The 22,543-nt window shown below is 38.8% G+C and carries 29 protein-coding genes; 11 read left to right on the top strand and 18 right to left on the bottom strand.

Annotated elements, in window-relative coordinates:
- Positions 1 to 437: 437 nt before the first annotated feature.
- Positions 438 to 1,445, bottom strand: coding sequence for an IS110 family transposase (locus tag RT138_RS00845; RefSeq protein ID WP_313189095.1), 1,008 nt, complete (start codon positions 1,443 to 1,445; stop codon positions 438 to 440).
- Positions 1,446 to 1,861: 416 nt separating this feature from the next.
- Between RT138_RS00845 and RT138_RS00850 the strand changes: the two genes are divergently transcribed.
- Entirely contained in the window at positions 1,862 to 2,881 is a 1,020-nt protein-coding gene (locus RT138_RS00850) for an OmpA family protein (RefSeq protein WP_313189096.1), read from the top strand.
- A 3-nt stretch (positions 2,882 to 2,884) separates the two neighbouring features.
- Here the strand turns inward: RT138_RS00850 and RT138_RS00855 are convergent, their stop codons facing one another.
- From RT138_RS00855 to RT138_RS00865, 3 genes are all read right to left on the bottom strand, one after another.
- Positions 2,885 to 3,028: a hypothetical protein gene (locus RT138_RS00855; RefSeq protein WP_313189097.1), complete on the bottom strand. Its 144-nt coding sequence runs from the start codon at positions 3,026 to 3,028 to the stop codon at positions 2,885 to 2,887.
- Positions 3,029 to 3,102: 74 nt separating this feature from the next.
- On the bottom strand, positions 3,103 to 3,633 hold the full coding sequence (locus tag RT138_RS00860; protein WP_313189098.1) for a hypothetical protein: 531 nt from the start codon (positions 3,631 to 3,633) through the stop codon (positions 3,103 to 3,105).
- Between the two features lie 175 nt (positions 3,634 to 3,808).
- A complete protein-coding gene (locus tag RT138_RS00865) occupies positions 3,809 to 4,159 on the bottom strand; it encodes a hypothetical protein (RefSeq protein WP_313189099.1) in 351 nt (116 codons plus the stop codon).
- A 166-nt stretch (positions 4,160 to 4,325) separates the two neighbouring features.
- On the opposite strand from RT138_RS00865, the gene RT138_RS00870 reads away from it, so the two are divergent.
- The 6 genes from RT138_RS00870 to RT138_RS00895 all read left to right on the top strand — a co-directional run bounded on the left by RT138_RS00870 (position 4,326) and on the right by RT138_RS00895 (position 7,670).
- Positions 4,326 to 4,568: a hypothetical protein gene (locus tag RT138_RS00870; protein WP_313189100.1), complete on the top strand. Its 243-nt coding sequence runs from the start codon at positions 4,326 to 4,328 to the stop codon at positions 4,566 to 4,568.
- 164 nt (positions 4,569 to 4,732) lie between these two features.
- Positions 4,733 to 4,942, top strand: a complete 210-nt coding sequence (locus tag RT138_RS00875) for a hypothetical protein (protein WP_313189101.1) — start codon at positions 4,733 to 4,735, stop codon at positions 4,940 to 4,942.
- 7 nt (positions 4,943 to 4,949) lie between these two features.
- Positions 4,950 to 5,138, top strand: coding sequence for a hypothetical protein (locus RT138_RS00880; RefSeq protein WP_313189102.1), 189 nt, complete (start codon positions 4,950 to 4,952; stop codon positions 5,136 to 5,138).
- A gap of 154 nt (positions 5,139 to 5,292) precedes the next feature.
- Complete coding sequence (locus RT138_RS00885) at positions 5,293 to 6,294, top strand: SMP-30/gluconolactonase/LRE family protein (protein WP_313189103.1); 1,002 nt, start codon at positions 5,293 to 5,295, stop codon at positions 6,292 to 6,294.
- Positions 6,295 to 6,346: 52 nt separating this feature from the next.
- Positions 6,347 to 6,730, top strand: coding sequence for a DUF4440 domain-containing protein (locus RT138_RS00890; RefSeq protein WP_313189104.1), 384 nt, complete (start codon positions 6,347 to 6,349; stop codon positions 6,728 to 6,730).
- Between the two features lie 688 nt (positions 6,731 to 7,418).
- Entirely contained in the window at positions 7,419 to 7,670 is a 252-nt protein-coding gene (locus RT138_RS00895; RefSeq protein WP_313189105.1) for a hypothetical protein, read from the top strand.
- A 53-nt stretch (positions 7,671 to 7,723) separates the two neighbouring features.
- Here the strand turns inward: RT138_RS00895 and RT138_RS00900 are convergent, their stop codons facing one another.
- From RT138_RS00900 to RT138_RS00910, 3 genes are read right to left on the bottom strand one after another with little or no spacing between them, the layout of a single operon-like run.
- Complete coding sequence (locus tag RT138_RS00900; RefSeq protein ID WP_313189106.1) at positions 7,724 to 9,307, bottom strand: glycosyltransferase family 39 protein; 1,584 nt, start codon at positions 9,305 to 9,307, stop codon at positions 7,724 to 7,726.
- On the bottom strand, positions 9,297 to 9,686 hold the full coding sequence (locus tag RT138_RS00905) for a GtrA family protein (protein WP_313189107.1): 390 nt from the start codon (positions 9,684 to 9,686) through the stop codon (positions 9,297 to 9,299). Before RT138_RS00905 ends, RT138_RS00900 begins: the two co-directional genes overlap by 11 nt.
- Positions 9,687 to 9,689: 3 nt before the next feature.
- Entirely contained in the window at positions 9,690 to 10,271 is a 582-nt protein-coding gene (locus tag RT138_RS00910) for a phosphatase PAP2 family protein (RefSeq protein ID WP_313189108.1), read from the bottom strand.
- A gap of 265 nt (positions 10,272 to 10,536) precedes the next feature.
- On the opposite strand from RT138_RS00910, the gene RT138_RS00915 reads away from it, so the two are divergent.
- Positions 10,537 to 11,613, top strand: coding sequence for a tetratricopeptide repeat protein (locus tag RT138_RS00915; protein ID WP_313189109.1), 1,077 nt, complete (start codon positions 10,537 to 10,539; stop codon positions 11,611 to 11,613).
- Positions 11,614 to 11,642: 29 nt separating this feature from the next.
- A complete protein-coding gene (locus RT138_RS00920; protein ID WP_313189110.1) occupies positions 11,643 to 12,176 on the top strand; it encodes a 5' nucleotidase, NT5C type in 534 nt (177 codons plus the stop codon).
- Between the two features lie 99 nt (positions 12,177 to 12,275).
- Here the strand turns inward: RT138_RS00920 and RT138_RS00925 are convergent, their stop codons facing one another.
- From RT138_RS00925 to RT138_RS00945, 5 genes are all read right to left on the bottom strand, one after another.
- The gene (locus RT138_RS00925; protein WP_185216733.1) at positions 12,276 to 12,731 is read right to left on the bottom strand and encodes an Hsp20/alpha crystallin family protein; all 456 of its coding nucleotides are present in this window, start codon (positions 12,729 to 12,731) and stop codon (positions 12,276 to 12,278) included.
- Positions 12,732 to 12,750: 19 nt separating this feature from the next.
- Positions 12,751 to 13,053, bottom strand: a complete 303-nt coding sequence (locus tag RT138_RS00930) for a hypothetical protein (RefSeq protein ID WP_313189111.1) — start codon at positions 13,051 to 13,053, stop codon at positions 12,751 to 12,753.
- Positions 13,054 to 13,161: 108 nt separating this feature from the next.
- Positions 13,162 to 13,485 carry a hypothetical protein gene (locus RT138_RS00935; RefSeq protein ID WP_313189112.1) on the bottom strand — a complete coding sequence of 108 codons (324 nt, stop codon included), beginning with the start codon at positions 13,483 to 13,485 and terminating at the stop codon, positions 13,162 to 13,164.
- 25 nt (positions 13,486 to 13,510) lie between these two features.
- Complete coding sequence (locus RT138_RS00940) at positions 13,511 to 14,062, bottom strand: RNA polymerase sigma factor (protein ID WP_313189113.1); 552 nt, start codon at positions 14,060 to 14,062, stop codon at positions 13,511 to 13,513.
- 1,076 nt (positions 14,063 to 15,138) lie between these two features.
- Positions 15,139 to 15,372, bottom strand: a complete 234-nt coding sequence (locus RT138_RS00945) for a hypothetical protein (protein ID WP_313189114.1) — start codon at positions 15,370 to 15,372, stop codon at positions 15,139 to 15,141.
- A gap of 134 nt (positions 15,373 to 15,506) precedes the next feature.
- On the opposite strand from RT138_RS00945, the gene RT138_RS00950 reads away from it, so the two are divergent.
- Both RT138_RS00950 and RT138_RS18840 read left to right on the top strand, forming a co-directional pair.
- Positions 15,507 to 15,698, top strand: coding sequence for a CsbD family protein (locus RT138_RS00950; RefSeq protein ID WP_093097249.1), 192 nt, complete (start codon positions 15,507 to 15,509; stop codon positions 15,696 to 15,698).
- 238 nt (positions 15,699 to 15,936) lie between these two features.
- Positions 15,937 to 16,152, top strand: coding sequence for a PLDc N-terminal domain-containing protein (locus RT138_RS18840; RefSeq protein ID WP_409529442.1), 216 nt, complete (start codon positions 15,937 to 15,939; stop codon positions 16,150 to 16,152).
- On the opposite strand, the gene arsC is transcribed toward RT138_RS18840, so the two are convergent.
- The 6 genes from arsC to RT138_RS00980 all read right to left on the bottom strand — a co-directional run bounded on the left by arsC (position 16,149) and on the right by RT138_RS00980 (position 22,479).
- Complete coding sequence (arsC, locus tag RT138_RS00955; protein WP_313189115.1) at positions 16,149 to 16,496, bottom strand: arsenate reductase (glutaredoxin); 348 nt, start codon at positions 16,494 to 16,496, stop codon at positions 16,149 to 16,151. The two genes, RT138_RS18840 and arsC, sit on opposite strands and share 4 nt — an antisense overlap.
- A 739-nt stretch (positions 16,497 to 17,235) precedes the next feature.
- Positions 17,236 to 17,409 carry a hypothetical protein gene (locus RT138_RS00960; RefSeq protein ID WP_313189116.1) on the bottom strand — a complete coding sequence of 58 codons (174 nt, stop codon included), beginning with the start codon at positions 17,407 to 17,409 and terminating at the stop codon, positions 17,236 to 17,238.
- Between the two features lie 577 nt (positions 17,410 to 17,986).
- A complete protein-coding gene (locus RT138_RS00965; protein ID WP_313189117.1) occupies positions 17,987 to 19,126 on the bottom strand; it encodes a catalase family protein in 1,140 nt (379 codons plus the stop codon).
- A 40-nt stretch (positions 19,127 to 19,166) separates the two neighbouring features.
- Positions 19,167 to 20,519 (bottom strand): Dyp-type peroxidase, encoded by a 1,353-nt coding sequence (locus RT138_RS00970; protein WP_313189118.1) that lies wholly within the window; start codon positions 20,517 to 20,519, stop codon positions 19,167 to 19,169.
- Between the two features lie 3 nt (positions 20,520 to 20,522).
- Positions 20,523 to 21,074, bottom strand: coding sequence for a hypothetical protein (locus RT138_RS00975; RefSeq protein WP_093097237.1), 552 nt, complete (start codon positions 21,072 to 21,074; stop codon positions 20,523 to 20,525).
- Between the two features lie 313 nt (positions 21,075 to 21,387).
- Entirely contained in the window at positions 21,388 to 22,479 is a 1,092-nt protein-coding gene (locus tag RT138_RS00980; protein WP_313189119.1) for a LytTR family transcriptional regulator, read from the bottom strand.
- Between the last annotated feature and the right edge of the window lie 64 nt (positions 22,480 to 22,543).

The following is a 22,543-nucleotide window of genomic DNA, read 5'->3' on the forward strand; positions in this document are numbered from 1 at the left end:
AATTTTTGGAATTATTGTATTGGAGTACAGGTCTTCAATCTTCTTTCCCCAATGCTGTCAACCAGACGAAGGAAGGATCTCCGAATAATACTGTCCTAATCGATTAGTATATTACGGATTGCATTGGCGTACAGTTCCTTGACCTTCGGTCAAGCATGACAGGGTCGGTGGGAGAATTGGAAGTTTCCTGAGAAGGATTCAGAGCGCAGCGAAGAATCTATTTCTTATTTTTTTTAGGATTTTTGTCATCTTGAGCAAAGCGAAAGAACTGTTTTCTATCTTCAAAAATATTCATTGAAAAATATTTCACCCACGCTGTGGGTTCAGTATTCTAAACATCCAAGTTCTACAAATATTCCACCCCCTCTGGGGGTTTGCAAATCTATCAATGTGCAAATTATCTTGGTCCATCCTCTCATCTCCGGTGGGTGAGCATTCTAAGATAAAAGCAAATAATTATGCGGTAATTTTACAAATGGTTCATCTCTTTTTACCACTGCGAATATTCTCAATATAATTTTGTTTGCAATAGCGTTGATTACAGATAGTTTATGTTTTCCTTCCTCCGTTTTCCTTTTATAATAGTTTTTGAGCTGTGGGTCATGTTGTAACGCCGATGAAGCTGCCTTGAACAGGATTGCCTTCATGTTTTTGTCGCTGATGGGACTGGTGCTGGCCCTTTTTCTTACGCTGCTTCCGGATCGATATTCAAACGGGGCAAGACCGCTGTGGCAGGCAAATTTTCTGGGGTCATCAAACTTGCTGAAGTTCTCGGTCTCCACGATACATTTGATTGCAGTAAGTGGTCCCACGCCAATTACCTTTGTGATCTTGCGATAAGAATCGCTGAGTTGGACATTTCCCCGGATGATCTCCAGCATCTGCTTTTCAAGCTTAGCAATTACCTTTTGATGTGCATCGATTAGTTTTTGATTTTCTTTGAGTTCCTTTGCCAGGGAAATATCAGCTGCAACCAACTTAAATGCCTTCAGGCTGTTTTTTTGCTGTACCATAATCTTGACTTGACCATCCCGCATGGCCATAAGGATTTTAAGTCTGCGGATTTCACGGCTGGCCAGGGTGAAGGGCTTTAGGTCAAACCTATTGGCCAGTGCGTATTTGGCAATCCGTAAAGCATCAACAGCATCGTTTTTACCACGTACCAATCCACTGGAAAGTTTCATCTCAAGAGGATTGATGACTGAGAATCTCATCGATGCAGAACTAAATTCCGTCATCAGCAAATAACCATAGAGACCCGTATGTTCCATGCACATATGCGGCTCATAGTCGGTATACTTCTTTACCATGGTCAAAAAGGACTTGATCCCTTTCTTGCTATTGAAATGGATACCTGATGGGATCACTGTTTCACCTGTTTCAGATATACCGTAGAAGTCAAAAACATCTTTTGATATATCGATGCCAATAAATAACTTTTTCATAATTTTACAATTAGGTAAGAGTCTGGAAACCTCAGGGTCAATGCTATCGCTATTAATAAGTCTTAAAACTTGGCATTCTAAATGGCACCAAAACCCAAGAAGAATTGAGGACTAATGCTCACGATAAGTCATGAACTTACGAGTCGAACTAGTTCACCTCAATTCTTCAGGTTTTCAGATATATAAATTTAATATAAATCTCTTTTACAAATCTAATAGCGAAGTCGAACCCCATCCTGGTTCGACCCTCATCCCATCTCCTAAACCACATCTCGACTTCGCTCGATGTTCCTCGAAGGGCATCCTGCTTCAAGCCCATCAAACCTTCCTCTCGATTACACACCCTCAAAAACTCATTATTTTCGTGACAATTAACACCTATTATTCCTATATTTAATTACACTAATTAATGAAAAATGAACAAAAAAACCATTTTATTAGGTATACTGCCGGCATTCCTGACCGTGATGTCCTGTAATAATTCGGCTAATAAAGATGCTGAGACCAATCAAGATAGTGTTACTGCTACAAACGCTGATACAACAGTTAGAACTTCCACCGTTCCAGCCTCAGCTAATTTCAATCCCGAAACTTTAACAGAAGCAACTGCCGATATGGGGCAGTTCCCATATTACTCCATTCCGGAATGGGTGGATGCAAAAAGCAGCTATGGCTTCGATAGGGAATCAGATTTTGGAAAAATTGAATTCTATACCGGTAATTCATTTTACCCATTGGAGGGAAAGGTCAAGGTGAAGGGGTATGCCATGAATGGAACTTGGGATGAATATAAATTTGTTCAATCCTTTGCCAAACATTTTGAAAGCCTAGGCGCTACAAAGTTATTTGAAGGACAAATTCCACAGGACCAAATTGATGCCTTAAATAAAGCTAAGAACAAGGATAGCTATTATTTCGATTTTGCAACCTCCAATATGGAGAATCTAGTGACCTATGGCCTGAAGAAAGAGGGTAAACTGGTCCTTTTTGCTATCGCTAGCAATTCTGCCTATGCTGCCATCTATACAGGTGAAAGTGAAGCCTTCAAACAGACTGTCGGTATTATCAAAGCCGAGAAAATTGAAAAGGATCTGAATGAAAATGGAAAATCAGTATTACACATTAATTTTGATACCGATAAAGCCACATTAAAAGCCGATGGCAAGGATGTAGTTGCCGAAATTGGCAAGGTATTAAAGTCTAATGAAAGCTTAAAATTGGATATCAATGGATATACAGATAATGTAGGCAATGCAGACCATAACCTAAAATTATCTAAAGATCGTGCTAATACCGTGTTAACTACTCTGGTACAAGCAGGAATCGATAAATCAAGGTTATCAGCTAATGGTTTTGGAGCCAATGATTTTATTGCTGACAACAATACCGATGCTGGAAAAGAACAAAATAGGAGAGTCGAATTGGTGAAAAAATAATCCCTATTTATTTATTTTATCGATAATAGAAACGATCAACATAATCAATCCTCCAACGATATAAATGGACATGGGGACCACAAAGAACCACTTGAATGCCCAGTATTGATATTTGGACATCTTATTGAACATTTTTGGACGTTTCATATATAAAGAACAATCCTGAAAGAAAAAGGGTCCGCATAATTTTATGCAGACCCTTTTTGCTTCTAACTGTTATTTTATTTCAAAACGAATTTAAATCCTAGAGAGAACCTAGAGGCTTCAAAATGTGAACCATGAGATAGGTTCCACCAAGGTTTCCAGTCTACATGCATCGCTAATGGTGTCGAAGGAATTCTGAATTCCATACCTAAAGCTGGACGGATTGCAAAATCTGTATGGGTATCACCATCCCAGTGTTTGTGATCATCATCATCATACCAATCATCGTCCCATTTACCATGGTCGATAAAGGATAATTGAGGACCTACACCTACGTACCATGTTAATCCTCTAGTACCAGAGATACGTTGGTTGTATGAATAATCAACACCTACCACAGTGATGTGGTCTCCAAATAATACTTGTGCATTTCCTGCATCGCGACCACTGAAGCTATGTTTGATCTGTGGTCCAAATAATGATTCTCCATCGCCTACATCTACTCCCAGACCAATGGCAGTACGGTAAGGTGTCTGTGCGTTTGCCTGCTCATTGGCAGCAAACATTAAAATAAAAAGGGTAAGAATAGGTAAAAATACTTTCTTCATGATAATAAATAATTGTTTCAAATTTCAAACCTTCGATATGAAAGTTTCCGCTGTTATAACAAATAGTTTGCCAAAAGACCCCTTTAATCCCCTTTAAAACACTATATGACAGATTTAGAACAAAATAAAAACCTCAAGGTAGAATCCTGAGGTTTTTATCTGGCAAAGTAGGGCATTAGAATAATCTGGTTGAAAAATCTCCTGTATCACTGTCTAACTCGTCATCATCGTCATTAAACAGATCATTTTCTTGAACTTCTTCCTCTTCTTCCTCTTCTTCTTCCTCCTCAGGGTCAGGGTTTTCCTTTAATGGATATTCTTCTCCAATAGGTTCATTGTCATCTTTTAAAGGATCTTCCTTTGGATTTTTTTCTTGAGCACCTTGATCTGAGTCGGGATCATAAAAAGGATTTTGATATTCTGGTTCATTATTTTGTGCATTCTTATTGTCTTCAGGATCTTGAATGATGGAAAAAGCAATTATAAGGCCTAGCTTATGCTTTTCCTGATTGTTTTTTGAGTTCATAACCTAATTTTATTTATTGAACATGTTGATTATGATTTAGTTGTGAAGATTAATACTTGTTCTCCAGTATTAATACCCTTTATCATATTTTGTCCAACTAATGCCAGACTGATGTTTTCAATTAATATTATCAATGAGTTGTTTAAGAATTTCAAAATAACAAATCATGGAAGATCAAAATAAAAACCCGGAATTCAGAGAAGGAGAAATGACAAAGAAAATAGAGGAACGTTCAGCTCGGATTCCTTCCAAATATTTTCTTTGCAGTGCTTTAACTATTATGGGGCTTTCCTTTTTTTTTAAATGCAAAGGACATAAACATATCGCTTTATTTTTGGGGCAATGGGTTTCACCCATCTTAATAATGGGACTTTACAATAAATTAGTAAAAATCCACGGACATGATTAAAATCTTTTGATCATAGAATTGTTTAATTATCCATTTTGCAAAAGACCAGGTTGCTTTGATTTTCTTAAAGGTAACCTGGTTTGTTTTTATGCAATAACTCGTCGGACTTTATTCTTAATCTGCCAACGAATTCACCTGCAATATGTTCTATATTAAAAAAAGTTATGGCGACGAAAAATGAAAGTGCTACTGAAGGATTAAATAATAAGGGCAGGCCAGATAAAAATAAAGATCTGACAGCCTATATGAAACGCAAAGAGAAACATCAAGATGGGGCCGGGGAAGCGGGTGTTGACCCACAGCAGGAACAACTTAACACCATGCCAAACCCAAATGAGTTTCCAAAAGAACATGTAAAAAAGAAAACTAAATAATGATCTCATGAAAAAGTTAATCTTATTGACTCCCGTTGTCTTTACCATATTTATCTTGGGATGTACGAATACGAAAAACATGGACAATCAAAATAAAATTGATCAACCCATTGATACTGCAGATAGACTAGATAGTATGGATAGTGCTAGAATCGATAGTACTTTGACAGAACAGCCGATCAATCCTGTGGATTAAGAAAGTATCCCCACTAAATAAGGGGTATGATGATTTTTTAGCATTGGATTACTTTAGGTTACAGTTTTTCGAAAATTAACCATATTTTTAAGAAAACAATAAACCTATTACCATGCAAAAAATCTTTATAAACACAGTTTTGTTATCGGTTATTATGTCATCGTGCAATAATATAGCTAAGGATCAATCCCAGACCACCTCGCAGGCTGATTCCAGCAGTATTTCAAAAGAATATCCCAAAATAGGAAGGGTGGAAGTGCTTGACGCAGCTATGCTGAATATCGTGGACAGTACTGCTCAAGTAGAGAAATTAGCTGATGGCATGACATGGGCTGAAGGTCCGGTATGGGTGAAGGATGGCAATTTTCTATTATATTCAGACACTAGGCAGAATATTATCTATCAATGGTCGGAGTCTACAGGGCTTCAGGAATTTATTAAACCTGCAGGTTTTGAAGGGGCTGAAGCCTACTCTGAAGAACAGGGGACCAATGGTCTATTGATAAACCAACAGGGTCAATTGGTAGCATGTGATCATGGTAATCGCCGGATTGCGCAAATTGACCTGAAAACTAAGAAAAAAGAAACTCTGGTTGGGAATTGGGAAGGCAAGAAGTTCAACTCACCAAATGATATTGCTCAGCATCCTAATGGGGATTATTATTTTACTGATCCACCTTACGGCTTACCTGGTCGTGAAAGTGATACCGAAACCAGGGAAATCAAAGAAAATGGCGTCTATAAAGCCAACCAAAAAGGAGAGGCAGTTCAGGTTGTATCCAATTTGGCAAGACCTAATGGTATAGCTATTTCTGCAGATGCTAAACAAGTTTTTGTAGCATTGAGCGATGGTAATAACCCTTATATCATGGCCTATGATATCAAAGCGGATGGCTTATTGTCAGAAGGTAAGATTTTCTTTGATTTCAAAAAGAATTTTCCAGAAGAATCCCTTGCAGCAGATGGTATCAAGGTCGATGCAAATGGAATTATGTATGCAGCTGCCGGTGATGGGGTAGTGGTCATTAATTCAACAGGAAAACCTATCGGAAGAATTCGCTCTACCGTGCATACTGCTAACTGTGCTTTTGGAGCTGACGGCTATCTTTATTTGACCTCGACCGATCAATTATTGAGAATTAAGCTAAAGTTCTAAAACTAATGCTGGTCGGCAATTGTCTTAATAAAGAACAATTAATTTTTTAGCTATGGAAGATCAAATCCTCGATTTAGAAAAAAGGTACTGGCAAGGAATGGCCATCCTAGACTATGATACCGTACGAGACCTTACCTATTTCCCCTGTACCGTAGTCAGCAAAGATGGTGTAAAATACTTAGATGAACCGACCTATAAGAAAAACTTTGAAATGGGGAAAGGGATGAAAATGGAAATCAAGGGAATTACTGAAGCTGTCGTGCAGATGTTCAGTAAGAGTTTTGCAACCATTGGTTATTTAATCGAGATTGAAGTTGAAAACCAAGGACAGTTTCGTAAAGCCAAATGTGCATGTAGCTCCGCTTGGATCCAAGAAAACGGAAAATGGAAATGCTCCCTGCATTCTGAAGCAGAATATTCCCCAACTCAACACTAAGAAAATAAGAATTAACAAACAAATAAATAGAAAAAGGACTTATTCAAGTCCTTTTTCTATTTATTTTATCTATTTAATCCGTTTCCATTAATGTTTAAACACTTAATAAATAAGTTGTTGTGTATAGTTTATTGAAATCTTTTTAATTATTAGAGAATAACAATAAAAATATTACGGAATACCGTAATGTTAAATAGTATTTTTGAGATATATTTGCCTTAACCAAATCGTCAAATTATTAACAATTAATTAGTGTCATGCTAAACAAATGCTTCTATTGCGGGTTTAGGGCTTTAAGTAAAAAGCACCTTAAAGAACGCAAATGCCCAAAAAAACCATTTTTCCTGTCTATTTTTTTTAAAAACTGTACTACAGGATTGTTTTAAAATCGCCATTTAAAGTTAAATGGCCTTTTATTGTGGTGAACTAGTCCTTGAAATATTGTTTCTGTATAATAATATTGCTTTTTACGGAAAACCGTAAAATTTTTATTGATTTAAACAATATATTCATAAACCCACAATTACCGGATATCGTTTATTAATTATTGATTATTATGAAATATTTTTGCATTCATTGTGGTTATTGGTCTTTTGTGAAAGGACATCTAAGTATGCGTGAATGTCCAAAAAAGCCATTCTTGCTCAAACTAATTAATAAACATTGTTCAACTAGATTTATTTAAATCATGAATTGGAAGAAAATCTTATTGGGAGAAATTCTAGTATTGGTTCTTTTGAAAGGGGGCATCCTGCTCAATAACCTAGCTGGAAATACTTGGTCCTTTATTATCGGAATAGCTTTCCTGTTGATCTGTATAACCCTGTTCTCCTATGCACGATTCAAAAAGCTGGAACAGCCAGATCTTGTTACCGCATTATTATTGACCATCATCTATATCCCGATGACCCTGATCAATTCTTGGAAGTATATCTTTTAAACAATTATATCTTTATATTTTAAACCCAAGGTTGTCATTTATGGCAACCTTTTTTATTCCCTGTAGGACAAGGGATGTCGGTTTCCGATGGTTTCTTTGGCTGATATGAGTTGGTATATATACCAATACCTCAGCACCTGATGGCTTCGTTCCTGAACTAAAACCTTTCTCAATTTTATTTCTTTGAATAGATCGGAATATTGATTTTCAACGGAAATAAAATTATTGGAGGGAACAATAAAGTAGGCATTTTCACCCTTTTGAATGGGTGGAACGGTCAGGTTTATCCAGGCATATTTATGGATATCTGTCAGTTTTCCTTCAGCTATCATGCGCATTTCCATAGGCCTTGCCAAATAAAAGTATAAGTGGCCAGCAGGGAACCATTTATCTACCAATAATGCATCATGGATGGACATTTCACCTTTGCTGATATCTACTGCCCTTAAAGCTTCAAATTGGCCCTTTAAATCCTTCCAGCCCATCATGTCAAGTGTAATATCTCCCTTGCCCAATTGATCCCTTGTCGAATTTGAAAAAAGGTTGCCGGGATAGAAATTGATCAGGAGAACCCCTAGGGCCATGATTATAAGGGTAAAACTAAGCTGAAAATTTAATAATTTCCTGATTTTCGGAATCCTGTTAAGTTTGATCTGTTGGTCTATCCACATGCTGCTTATTAGCATAATCCCAAAGAAACCTGGACCACTCCAATGTGGCAGGGCTTGTCTGAACAGGGAAATTGCGGTAGTTGCGACGATTATCGGTAGGGAGGTCAGCAACAAGAGGTAAACCATATCTTTTGAAAGCCCTCTTATCTTAAACTTATCCTTGATTAAGGAAAAAAGGACAAATACATACATATAGATCAATAGGGGATTATTATAGAAGATCTGTCCAAAAAATGCCTGGGCAAAATAATCCCATCGGATTCCTGAATCTAATATACTAACGCGCTGACTATGGAACTTCCAGGTGATAAAATCATATTCTTCATTCCAAAGCCAAATGGGAAGTACACAGATCATAAAGAGAACCATCCCTAGATAGAACGATCTATTTTTGAGAAATGGTCTGTGAAAAAGGAGGATATAGGAGATAAAACCTACAGCTAAAAAAATGGAATGCACCTTACTCATGCAGGCTAATCCTATCCATAGACCCAGTAGCAAAAATTGATTGCTTTGCTTTTGTGGGTCTGTTGTGGTCAGAATCAATACTATACTATATATGGCCGCGATCCAAAAAGTATTTGCTATGGAGTCTGGTAGGATAAACAGGCCGGAAATGATACTGGAATAAATGGATGCCGTGTACAGGACGGCCACAATCAATCCCGCTCTTTCACTCATCAGATGCCTTGCTATTGCTGCGATCAACCAAGTGTTGAATGCCGCCATGATAATTGCTCCAAATCGCATGGAAAAATCATTGACCCAATGAAGGTTAAGCGTAAAAAAACGGATCAAAATACCGACCATTGGGGGATGGTCAAAGTGGTTCCAATCTAGATGTTCCGCATAACTGTAGTAGTAGACTTCGTCATTGCCCAGTTCGATAAAAAGGGCGAAGAGGCATCGCATGATGCTGCTAACAACGATTAGCCACCTCAGTTTAATCCTGTATTCATTTTCCATTGTTGAACGTAAAGAGTAGGTTGGCAGAAAAATTCCAGATGAAAACTATCCCAATAGCGATGAGCTTACTGAAGTAGAAGTTTAACCTTAACTTTTGATGAAAGAGATAAAGAAATGTACTGTTGAGTGCCAATCCAATGCTGCTGATCCCTAGGAAATAAAGGAATTGTTCAAAAACCTGCGGGTTTTTGCTGGAAAAGGTCCATATCCTGTTCAAGATATAATTATTGACTACGGCTATTGAAAAACCAATGGCATTGGCGATGAACTTATTTATCTTTAGTTTTTCCTTGCAGAGCCAGGTGAAAAAGAAATCGATGGCCATTCCCAAAAGTCCTACTGCCGCAAATTTGGCAGCACTCAGCGCAATCTTTAGCATAGATTATATTTTAAAGTTATTTGGTATGGAAAGACTGAAGCGGTTTTCAGCATAATAGGAAACCAATAAACCATATAAACAGGAGAAGCTGATTCCCAATAAGGAACCAAACCATACGTCATCAAGATAGTGCTGACCGAGGTAAACCCGTGAATAACCCGTCAAGCAAGCTAGCAGAAATGCAATAATGGCTAAATTTCTGTTTTTTGTATATAGAGCAATACAGGTGGCCAAGGCAAATGCCGAGGTGGTATGGCCAGAAGGAAAAGCATTGTGGTAGGACATGGGCATCCAGGCCAAGGAATGAAAGGAGGGGTCATCATGAAGATTGAATCCCGGTCTATGGGTTTGGAAGGTTCTTTTTAAGAGTGAACAGATCAATCCTGAGCCTATATAGGTTGCTGCAATTGCTACGCCTAGCCTTCTGGACCATACAAAAAAACAAAGTAAGGCTAGGGCAATCACAAAGATTCCATCGCCAAACTGTGTGATGACTGTGAAAAAATAATCAAAGAATAAAGAATGTTGGGAATTGATAAATTCAAAAGACTCTTGTTTCGGAATTGAAAATACAATGCAACTCAAAAAAAAGTACCAGCTTAAAAAACAATTATAAAAATACCTGTTTTCATGATAGAGTTTTAGGATACGTTTCATGAGGTTAATTTGCTTTGATATTTAAAACATAAAATTATGGTTGAAATATTAAGAAAATGTTATCACATATACTTAACTTCATTAAGTTTATATTAATAAATAGATGCTTGTTAAAGGCAGTTCAGTTTAGAGGTTGAGCCATTTCGAATTCTTGGGAATTATCTTTACTTTCAACTACTCTTAATCAATTATTATGAACTGCAAATTTTTTGCTGGCTGTCCAAACTTGTTCCCTAACAGGTCCTTTCTGCTATTCTTTCTATTTTGCTTGTTTTTCCATCCGCTAAGTGCCCAAGAGAATCGACTGATCGGGCGTTGGGTCCTTGACTTTGTCACAGATGCCAATAAGATGATTTCCGATATACATTCGCCCATGTTTTCTAGTGAAACGATTTATGAAATATCAAAAGATCAGCTAAAAATCAACGATCAAGCATTTAAGGCCAGGTATGATGATCTCAGAAATATTGATATGGTTCACCGATCTCTATTTTATTCCTTTGATTCAGATTACCTTGTGGTCCAAGAACGTGGCGATCCTGATCATGTCTTCTATTTTTTAAAAGACTCCATATTCATAAAAACATATCCTGAATTTCAGGCAAAATATGCAGAAAGAAACGGTGAGAGATTACTGATTGAAGATACCTTTAACAAGGTGAGGTTTACCAGCAATATGGATTTTGCAAACAGTATGGAATTTTATTCCTCGGAACTAAAAAAGAAGTCCAGATCCGAATTCTTTTGTGAAGTTGAATTTGTTCTGGATACGAATAATGTAATCAGGGATGTCGTTTTTCTAAATCCACTTGACTTAAAATTGGAAACCGATCTCAGGAAAGCACTCAATAAGATCAGTAGTTTTTTCTTTAACAATCTAAAGGAGAATGTTCTGGTCGTTCAGAGGATCCATTATTCGACTTTCGATAAAAAGGATGTCGGTCAGGAGATCAAGGATGCAATTTCATCGTTCCAACAAGGGGATGACTTATACCAAGAAGGAAAATATGAAGAGGCCTTACCTCATTTAGAGAAAGCGATACAGGTTCCTGTCAATCGAAAACAATTTTTTTACTATAATGATTGCCTTCGAACCTTAGGGATCTGTTACCTGATGCTAAATAGGGGCGAGGATGCCTGTAAAGTTTTTAATGATTGGGGAGGCAGCTCAAATTTTAATGTCCGTAATTATTTAAGGTTCTTTTGTACTAATAAGGTAATTCTCACAGCTCCAGATAAAGAAAGAATGATCGAAAATATCGAAAGATGATTTTAGCAAATAATTTCATATCTTCCAATATGTCAACACGTAAAACTATTGCCATCGATATGGATGGGGTCTTGGCCAATAACATGGCGCATTATTTAGCATATCATTTCCAGGAAACAGGAGTACAGATCAGCGAAGCGGAGATCCAAGGAAAACCAGAAGCTGAATGCTTTGAAGATCCTGCTGCAGTCTACCGCTATTTGGAAAAACCTGATTTCTTTAGGACCCTTCCCCTGAATCCTGATGCCCAAGAAGTGGTCAAACGACTGAATGATAATTTTGATGTTTATATCGTTTCTGCAGCTATGGAATTCCCTTGGAGCCTGGTCGAAAAATTTGATTGGTTACAGGAGCATTTCCCATTTATTACTTGGCATCAAGTGGTATTTTGTGGCAATAAGGGCATCATCAAAGCAGATTATATGATCGATGACCATATCTATAATTTACGTTCTTTTTCAGGGACTGGCCTGATATTTAATTGCTATCACAATATCCATGAAACTGGATTTGAAAGATTGAATGGATGGAAAGATGTGGAGCGATACTTCTTTGGATCATAATCCTTTATTCAGCGATTTCACAAGATTAATTTTTTTATACATAGAAAGAGCAACCTCATCAGGTTGCTCTTTCTATGGTTCTATGTTTTCTCAAGTCTACTAGGAGACCTGAACTTCCTGTGCCGGTTTTATTTTGGAAGGATCTTTCTGAAGGATTACCGTTAAGATACCGTCCTCAAAACTGGCATGTACATTCCCTAACAAAATCTCATCCTGCAATTGGAAAGCTCTTTCAAACTCACCTAATTGCTGTTCTTGGTAGATATATTTTAATCCTGGCTCTAATTCTGCAGCTTTACAGGTGATTGTCAGGACCTGGTCGGTTATATTTACCTGAAATTGTTCCTTCTTCCTGCCTGCCGCATATACCTGAACCTGGTATAATTCTTCATTTTCTGCAATATTCACTGGGATGTTTGCTTTTTGGCTTCTGTTGAAGGGATTTCCTTCATTGAAAAAGTGATTTTGAAAACGGTCAAATTTTCTCTTAAAATTGCTTCTGCAAAAATTTTGCTGAGCTTCTGCGTCTTGGTTATATGTTTCTCTTCTGAACATTTTTATCATTTTTTATTAATTAGTAAATAGGGACAATGCTGGGTTTGCTCGCTCTGTTCACATATTGAACAGGAACTATAGCCTGTGGATTTGCAGTAAGGTAAGGACCGTTTATCGGGTCCTCAAATGCTGCCCTGTAGGCAGGATAGTCTGTATGCTTTCTACGTCTGTTGATTTTGGTATAAACCAAAATTCCGATGGAAAACAAGATGGTTGTAACCAACAGTACTTTAAAGATTGTTCCGATCAACAGTGTTGCAATACCTGCTATGGCTGTTACTACAAGTAATCTTGGGATTATTAATTGAAATTTATTTTTCATGTTTTTCTTATTTTGTTCTATTTAAAGGCCTTTGATGTAGTAGACGCAGGAACCCATCCTTTTACCTTAAATTATTTTGAAAAATTTTCAATTTCCTTTTAGACTACCTTAAAATCCACATTTAGAATCAAAGCGGCGTTTCCATTCTTCCCGCAACCTTTCCTTTTCCTCCTCACTTAGGTCGGAACGATCTAACTCCCTGTGTCTCATTTTACTGCCAAATCCAACCCCTGGCTTTCCAAAACCTCGACCAAATAGGAGCTTAGAAAGGATAAACAATCCGAGTGCCTGCCAGTAATCAATGGTTTTCAGACCGAATATCTCGGGCATGAGCTTGTTCCATAGGAATTGAAGCAATGCAATGACCAGGAGGAAGAAGATAACTATGGCTATACCTATAAATATCTTTTTCCCTTTTCTTTTCGTATTCATTGAGCTATTCATCGTTATTATATTTTTAAGATTTTAATTCATTATAGAGACCGCGCAGCCTTAATCGCAGGTGCTTTACAGCATAGCTTTTTCGGCTGATGATGGTCTTGAGGTTTTCATTTTCAAGATTTGCAATTTCCTGTAGGGTCATCTCTTCGATTTCATTCAGGATATACACTTTGCGCTGTTTTTCGGGCAGTTCATCCAGAGCCTTCATCAGTTCGTCCCAGAAGATATCCTTGAACATCTTGAGTTCGGGATTGTCCGTTTCATCAGCAACCAAGAGATGCGCTATAGGGAAGGAGTCCTCATCGGTAGCTTCGGTAAGCTCGTCGAGCGACTCATCTTTCTTTTTTCGATAACTGTCCGTGATTTTATTTCGGGTAACGGAATATAACCATGCCCCAGCATTACCCAAATCTTCAATATTGGTAACCCTCGAGAATTGATACCAAACCTCCTGCAGGATGTCTTCCGCATCGGCAGTCTTTTTCACCCGCGCCTTGACAAAGCGCAGCAATTGGCCGCCATATTCCTTGACAACCTCCGAAAAAGTTTTGGCGTTTTTTTCCGACATACGTTCTAGCTGTGCCTCGTCCATAAAGACAAAGACGAATCAAAAGTGTTTTTACTTTAAATTATCTAATAAAAATTAAATAAAATATAGACGCGCTTTTTGCATTGGTGTTTTTTGTACGTCTGGAATCCTTTCATGCTGTCGACCTCACGATTGAAGGATCTTGGAATTATACAGACCTGATCAGTTAATTTATTAAGGGATTACATTATTGCTAAAATAATTCTGCCCTTCTAGGGCAGTATATTGCGGGAAAAGCTCTCCTTTTCCGGAGTCACCCTGAGAAGTAAAAATTTGAACTAAATTTATCGGAAGGTGAGGACAGCACGTTGGCCCGAAAGTCGCGCAAAAACGATGTTCGATTAATCGAACATCGTTTTTGCATTAGTCCTATATTGTTTACCATCCATGCTAAAATAATTCATCCCCGCTGGGGATGTATGGCAGATAAAAAATATTCTTCTGGAAAATAAATATAGGTCTAAATACCTAGAAACACAGTTCTATCAAACTTGCCATCGGTAGGAACGATGGGTCTCGGGACTATACATTCCATAAATATATTGGCGTACAGGTCCTTAACCTTCGGTTAAGGATGACAATCGGTTTGTGAGGAGAACCGTACAGATTCCTCACTGATCGTTCAGAATAAAAATGCGCTAAAGAGGAATTCAGAGTGAAACGAAGAATCTATTTTAACTAAATAATGGTTGTTTCGGGACCCATTGAAAAATCCTTTCAGGATGTCATGATCTTGGTCCATCCTCTCATCCTGTCGGGAGAGCGGAGTCGAACCCCCATCCTGGTTCAAAGCATCCTCTAATCCTTCCCATCCCTCCATCCAAATAAAAAGAACTATTTCCTTTCCCAACTGTTCACCCAATGAATACTACCGATAAATAAGCTCGCAAAGGCATTATGAAGAAAGAGTATGGACAGCTTACCTTAAGGCAGAAATAGGTAAAATGTCTAAATAATTGACAGCTCCAAATTGATTTTGGGGCTGTTTTTTCTAAATAAAAAATGCAGACTAAACGCCTGCATTTCGAGGAAAAACTAATTAAAATTTCTTTTTGTTATACAAAGACTCCGAAACTTTTTTGGACCAATTGTGCCAATTTATCCACTGAAATACTAGGTCCAGGATCTTCTGTGCTGGTCCATTCCCGTGTCGCAGGGTTATAGGACAGGATATAATTGATGTTATCGTCCTCAACCACATTGAATGAATGGGTCTTCGGGTCATAAGTCACGCTGAATTGAATCTCACGGCCTTCATGATGATATGCAAATGTTCTGTTTAATTCCATGTAATAAAAACAAAGAACCAATCATTTGGTTTTTGCAATTTTACGGATGATTTGAAAAAAAATAAAACCATTTTGGTTTAGCATTGTTCCTACAATACACACATATTTATTAATTCACTTAAAATAAAAAGCAAATGGATTCATTAGATTTAAAAGGAAGATGGAATATTTTAAAAGGAAAAGTAAAACAGCAATATGCAGATCTAACGGATGACGATTTATTGTATGTTGAAGGAAAAGAAGATGAACTATATGGTAAACTTCAGAAAAAAACGGGTAAAACTCGTGAAGAAGTTCAAACATGGTTAAGAGATTTGGATAAATAATATCCAAAACTCCTATAAAGGAAAATGCCCAGCCATACGGTTGGGCATTTTTCATTCTATCCTAATTGTATGTATTGTTGCAAAGGAGCTAATGTGATGTTGTTCTATACAAAAGTAAGGCTATTCTTACTTTCCATAAATACCAGTTTTTAGGTAATTATTGCACGGAGAAAGGATTTATTTACCATTTAAGAATCAAAAAGATTTTTATTTTTTTTAACTAAATAAAATCCTGATTATGAATTTACTGTTTATCAATATTGGCTCTATCGAGATTGTTTTTTTGTTATTAGGGGTATTACCATTTTTTTATACCCTATTTCATATTATCTACAATAAATCCCTTAACGTCAATCAAAAATACATATGGACTTTCATTATTTTAATTGGAAGTTTACTTGGTATCCTTATTTATTGGTTATGGGGAAGGAAAAATGAACCTATTGGAACTTAAGTTTTCAAGAGCTCAATGATCTTTTCAATAGGCCTGCCGATTGCGGCCTTTCCATCCTTAACTACAATCGGTCTTTCTATCAGGACTGGGTTTGCAAGCATAATATCTATCCATTCCTCATCGGATAGGTTTTTATCTTTATAGTTTTCCTTGAATATAACCTCATTCTTACGGATCAAATCCAACGGCTTCATCTGAAGCATTTTTAAAATTTCCTTTAATTCAGCTTTAGATGGTACCTGTTTCAGGTATTCCTGAACTTCGATTTCCTCCCGTCCCTCCTGTAAAAGTCTTAAAGTAGCCCTACTTTTACTGCACATGTTGTTATGGTATATCTTGATCATAATCTAAATTTTTTGAAAGCATTTATCATTAAACACTTCAAAGTTAATCCATAGGAATTGAAATGAAGGTATGTTTATAATTCTCTTCGTTACTTTTGAAGCCCAAAAGTAACCAAACCGACGAAGGAGCTCATGGATACTAATTCTTCGTTACTTTTGAAGCCCAAAAGTAACCAAACCGACGAAGGAGCTCATGGATACTAATTCTTCGTTACTTTTGAAGCCCAAAAGTAACCAAAAGGCTTCGGCTCATTTAAGATGGCTTTTCGCACCATCCACTACACATGAAAAGAATGCCTTGATGTCGGGAATATCTTTCTCAAGATCATCCCTTTTGGGAGGATGATCTAGAGAAAGCATTCCAAGGCCAATCCCATCGCACAGGGCAACGGCATTCTTTCCATTTTTCCGCCATTGGAAATGAGCCGGGGGGCTAAAGGGCTTCCTTCGGAAAGGATAATGTTTTTTTATATGTTTTGATAAACCCCCAGCGGGGGTAGTATCTTTGTAGAAATATGATTTGTTCTTCGGCCAACCCACAGCGTGGGTGAAATATTTTTCAATACCTTTTCTGTGTCACCCTGAGGGTTTCCCCGAAGGGTCTCGGAACTATCCATACTTCACTTGAAATGGTTTTCTCATCTTACGATTTCGAAATGACTGCATTTCCAAAAAAAAACAACAATAGATTCTTCGTTGCACTCTGAATCCCTCTTTAGCGCATGTCGATTCTGAACGATCAGTAAGGAACCTGTTCGGTTTTCCCCCACATGACCTTTTCATCCTCAATCGAAGATTGAGGACCTGTACGCCAATACAACATGGATATGTATACATTGTTCCGAGATCCTTCCTTCGTCAGGACGACAGCAGGGGTACGAAGGTAAAGGGGCTGTACGCCAATGATATCCATAATCGATTAGGTATGTAAAATTCCGAGATCCTTCCTTCGTCAGGACGACAGCAGTGGAGAAAGAAGATTGAGGACCTGTACGCCAATGCCATCCGTAATCGATTAGGTATGTAAAATTCCGAGATCCTTCCTTCGTCAGGACGACAGCAGTGGAGAAAGTAGATTGAGGACCTGTACGCCAATGCCATCCGTAATCGATTAGGTCTGTAAAATTCCGAGATCCTTCCTTCGTCAGACCGACAGCTGGGGGACGAAGGTAAAGGGCCTGTATGCCAATGACATCCATAATCGATTAGGTCTGTTAAATTCCGAGATCCTTCCTTCGTCAGGACGACAGCAGGGGGGCGAAGGTAAAGGGCCTGTACGCCAATGCCATCCGTAATCGATTATGTCTGTAAAATTCCGAGATCCTTCCTTCGTCAGGACGACAGTAGGAGGGAAAGAAGATTGAGGACCTGTACGCCAATGCCATCCGTAATCGATTATGTCCATCAAATCCCGAAACCCTTCCTTCATCAGGACGACAATCACGTCCAAAAAAAATCGCGATAAAATCTATTTACCGCGATCTTAAAATCTACAAATTATAAAAGCTTGGGTCAAAAGCTTCTTTTAGGTTTTTGGGTTCTACTTTTTTCTTATGATTGAGGGCATGACGACTTGTTGATGAAGTGACATAGGCCTGTTGTCTGGTCCGCTGTAAATTGCCGATTGGGCTATTTTCCTCAATGGTCCTGAATGGGGTAAAGGACAGATTTTCCATGATTTCAAAGTTTCCATCTGCGGGAAGTTCCTGTTGAAAGATGCTAATCTTGGCTACCGTTTGAAAGGGCGATAGCTCTTGATCCCATTCGACTGTCAGGTCATTGATCGGGAGTTTGTCCAGATCATTGCAGAGCTGCACCTGCAGTTCAAAGGTCATTTCGTTTTTAGCGATCTCCTTAATAATTGCAGAACGATAGGGCCAATCTTCGGATTCTATATTCACATCTTTCTGTTGAACCCGCTGTTTGGTCTCCTCGGTAGGTTTTACCCTGACCTTAGCCATGTAATCTCCATGCCTTACCGCGCCCATGCTATAGAATTCATATAGAAAGCTATTGATGGCAGGGATCTTTTCGAAAGTTTTCAAGGCATTCAATTCCTTGAGCGCTTCCCAATTTGGAAAAGCCTTTTTATTTTCAGTGGCCCATAATGCAGCAAATTCCAGTTTACCCAAGGCGCCCTTTTCAAAGAAATCGGTCAGCTTGAGGAATAGCTTGGAGATAAAGACATAATGTTCAGCCGTATTGCAGAAGAATACCGGATTATTGATCAGGTTGTAATCCATATTAGGGGAGTCAGCCTCGTTAGGTGCCAATTTTTTTCCCGGTATATCAAAAACCTTAATGGCCATACCTTGGGCATTGCCACTTAATTTATCGGGCAAGACCCTAGAGGAACCATTAGAAAATCGGATGACAGCCTCGTGCTTTCCGGGCTGTGCATATACGCCCTGCGCGAGCTCGGGCGGAAGATTTCCCAAGATTTCAAACTCTGCCTTGAGCGCGGCATAGCCATTGGCATGTGCATCTCGGGTGTAATGGTTGATATTGCTCAGTTGCTTGGTTTCCTGGATGTAGTTTTGGATATCCTTATTGATGGTAGCCATATATTCTTCGAAATTCTCTGGGATTTCCTCCAAATCAGGGCTATATTTTATATACTCCTTGTTCATGTTCTATAGTTTATCATTTTATTGAATATTATGTGATTATTTATGCCAGTTCACTGATCCATTTCAAGGCAGAAAGGCTTGGGATAAAACAATACACTCCACCTTTTACGATGTTGTAGGTCTGGAGGTTATGGTACCGTTTGACCATGGGGTCAGCAGGGACTGTGAACAGTCCATCTTTTTGAACAGATATCAAAGGGTCGGTCTCGGTTCCCAGGTTTTGGGAATTTCCATCGTTTACCCATTGGGCTTGTAAGAATTCCATGGTACCCATTGCATTGGCACTGATGGCGAGAAAATACTGACCACGTTCCTTGCCATCATTTTTGGTAACCTCAGGAGGGACGATATCTCCAAAGGTGACGCTCTTTCGAATGATGCGGTGCAAGCGAACATCTTCCATCACAAAGTTCTTGGAATCCCGAGGGTTCATCCTGCGGATATGCGAAGAGAAAGGGCATTTCTTGCCATATTCATCCTGCTTGAATGAAAAGTCATTGTTCTTGTGCATATTCTCGCCCAGTTCTTTATCATCTGCATCGGGGCTTAGGACCAAGGGGGCGCCACTTCGCCAACGGCCTACTGTCTTTGCTGCCAGTAGCTCGCCTTCCTCTGGACTGTTGCTATTCTCTAGGATAAACTTATTGAATTCAGCCACCTGGCTTTGGTATTTACGCACTGCTAGAAAAGAACCATTCTTTCCCAGAACTTCCGGTTGAGGAAAAGGGGCGATGACCCCAGCTTCACCCGGATAACCTAAGATAAATTCCCCCGCCTTGATCGGACGGTCATAGCTGGCGGGTAATTCAATGCCACTGCCCTCAATTTCCGGATTGCTGATGCCATCTCTGAATCCAAAGACATTCTTGACCTCCTCCGTTGCACCAAAATCATGCTGAAACAAGATCTCAATGCCGGATTTCTCCTCCAGCTCTTTCCTAAACTGTTGCAATAATTCTTGCCATGCGTCCTCAGAATCGGCAATTACGGCGGCAGCGACATGGATCTCCTGCTTAAATGCTTTTTCCCAATGCTTGGGATCATTGACTTCCACATCCTTTAAAAACTTAGCTCGAGCGGCCATGCCTTCCTTGAAGGATTCCGGAAAGGAATCCAGGGAGTCCTTAGGTAATCCCAATGCTTCCAATCCTTTATAGGTAAAGGTTAAAAATACGGTAGCCCCTTCGTTTTTATCCCAATCTTGGGCAGAATGCACCAAGGGTAGGACGGCCTTGATCATTTCCTTTCCCGCTTTGGGAGTCTTGATACGGATGGCTGCCATCGTCCCATAATAGGGAATGGGTCGGCTACGTAAGATCATGGATTGGATATCCTCCAATTCAATTTCCACCTTGTTCGGATTAAAAATCCTTTTTAAAATCTCAAATGCCATAACCTAACTTTTATTCGCTTCATCAATTACCTTGTTCAGTCCAGATACGATCTTGTCCTGCCTTCGGATATCGTTGACCGTGAGATGCGGCACACCAACATACCAACCCGTTGCGGTAATCTGATGATCAATGATAAATTGTTTGACGCTAGGATCCTTGATGCCAGGCCAGCCTTCCACATTTCCAAAGATGATATCCATCAACTCCGGGATCTTGGTCGCAAAATCATCGATATATGCATCCCAATCGCCATCATAGGCCGTACAGAACAGTATTTTGCTGTCATTGTCCAACAGGACAATCCGCAGATCATGAAGGGTACCTACGCGTGTTGCTCCGCCAAGATTACCATCGGCAATCTCCATGATTTTCTTTAATCGCTCTCCACCACCAGGTTTTAAATCGGCAATAGCTGTCAGTTCAGACACACGCCCTGAACGAAGACCTTTTTTTCCCGCGGACTCGATCGAATGGTCGTAACCATCATTGGCAGCTTCCTTGAAATTGGCAATAATCAGGTCTTTCTTTAGTTTCAAATCTTCTAACATACTCATCGTTTAATCATTTAAATTTTAAAACTCTGTTTCTTATACTCTTAAAAAAAAACAGGTCACATTATTAAATGTTTTAGAAAATACTTAGGGGTATTATTAAAATATTTGTTTAAACAATTAAAAAACAGGGATATAAACGATATTTATATAGATTTTCGGAAAGCAGAACTAAAGAAAGGGAACCTTAAAGATTAAATTTATTTTCTGGCCATGAATTTTTTATTTCCTTCGGTTCATCCGATTGAGCAATTGCAATTATATTGGGATTTTTTAGCAATATTTATCCTATGGAATGGCAACTTAAGTCAAATCTCTAACGATCTAACCACCTTTTAAATTCAGAGACCTTGTTCTTGCTAATAAGGATTGGGGTTTCACTTTTTGCGGTGGTTTCAATTCGCAGTTGATTCCTTCCATACACCCAGATATTGGAGATCGCTCGAATATTAATGATAAACTGTCGGTTGGCTCTATAGAAGACCTCTTGGTCCAGCTCATTGACCAGCTCATCCAAACTTCCATTGACGCTATAGGTGTTTTGATCAAATGTCCTTGCTATTATAGCATTGTTGTTCAATTCAAAATAGGCGATATCCTCGGTATCCAAGGCAATAACCTCATCCCTGATATAGGAGAGGATACGTTTTCGAGTCGGTTTTTTATCGGAGAATTCTTGAGCGATATTGTTCTTTACTGTTTCGAGTTGCTGGTTCATGATCTGTAGGGTATTCACTTGCATGTTGAGTTCTGCAATCTCAGCCTCTTTTTGCTTTTCGTAAGACCTATAGATCAAGCGGATCAATAGGAAGGAAGAGAGGCTAATGAACAAGGTAAAAAGAATTCCACCCACAACAAATTTTAGGAATAGATCCTCTAACTGAGCCTGCACAGCAGCAATATTGGCATGGCTGGCCAGCATCCAATCTGTTCCCTGAACTGGGTAGACACTGACTATTTCGGAACTTCTTTGGCTTTCCGAGGGAAATTCCCGGGTGCCGGAGCGTTCCTTTCCTTCCTTCAAGATCTGGCGAAACGAATTCCGTTGACCGGCTATATTGATGGAAGAATTTGAGGCGTCGATCTTTTGTCCGATCAGGGATGGATCGGGGTGGCATAGCTCAATGCCTTGGGTATTATACATGCAGACAAATTCACTCTGCACATCCGTGTTCAGGATGCTTTTCTGAAGGTTCGCAATCACCGTTTCCTTTGCAATCCCAGCATGGATCTGTTGTTCCAACAAAACGCCCAGTTCCCTGATTTCTCTTTTACCGGCACTTTCTTTCTGTTGCAGCAAGGAAGCCTTGGCTTCTTGGTAGTAATAGCTCAATGAGGCAGCAGAAGCCAGAAAAGCCAGCAAAGTTAGGCCTATAAATGTCCATAAGTAATGTTTGGAGCTTTTCATTTTATTTGTTGAGACATTCAAATGTATAGCTTTTGCAAAGGGAATCAAAAATTCCTGGACTTAA

Source organism: Sphingobacterium sp., assembly GCF_032065005.1.
GTDB lineage: Bacteria > Bacteroidota > Bacteroidia > Sphingobacteriales > Sphingobacteriaceae > Sphingobacterium.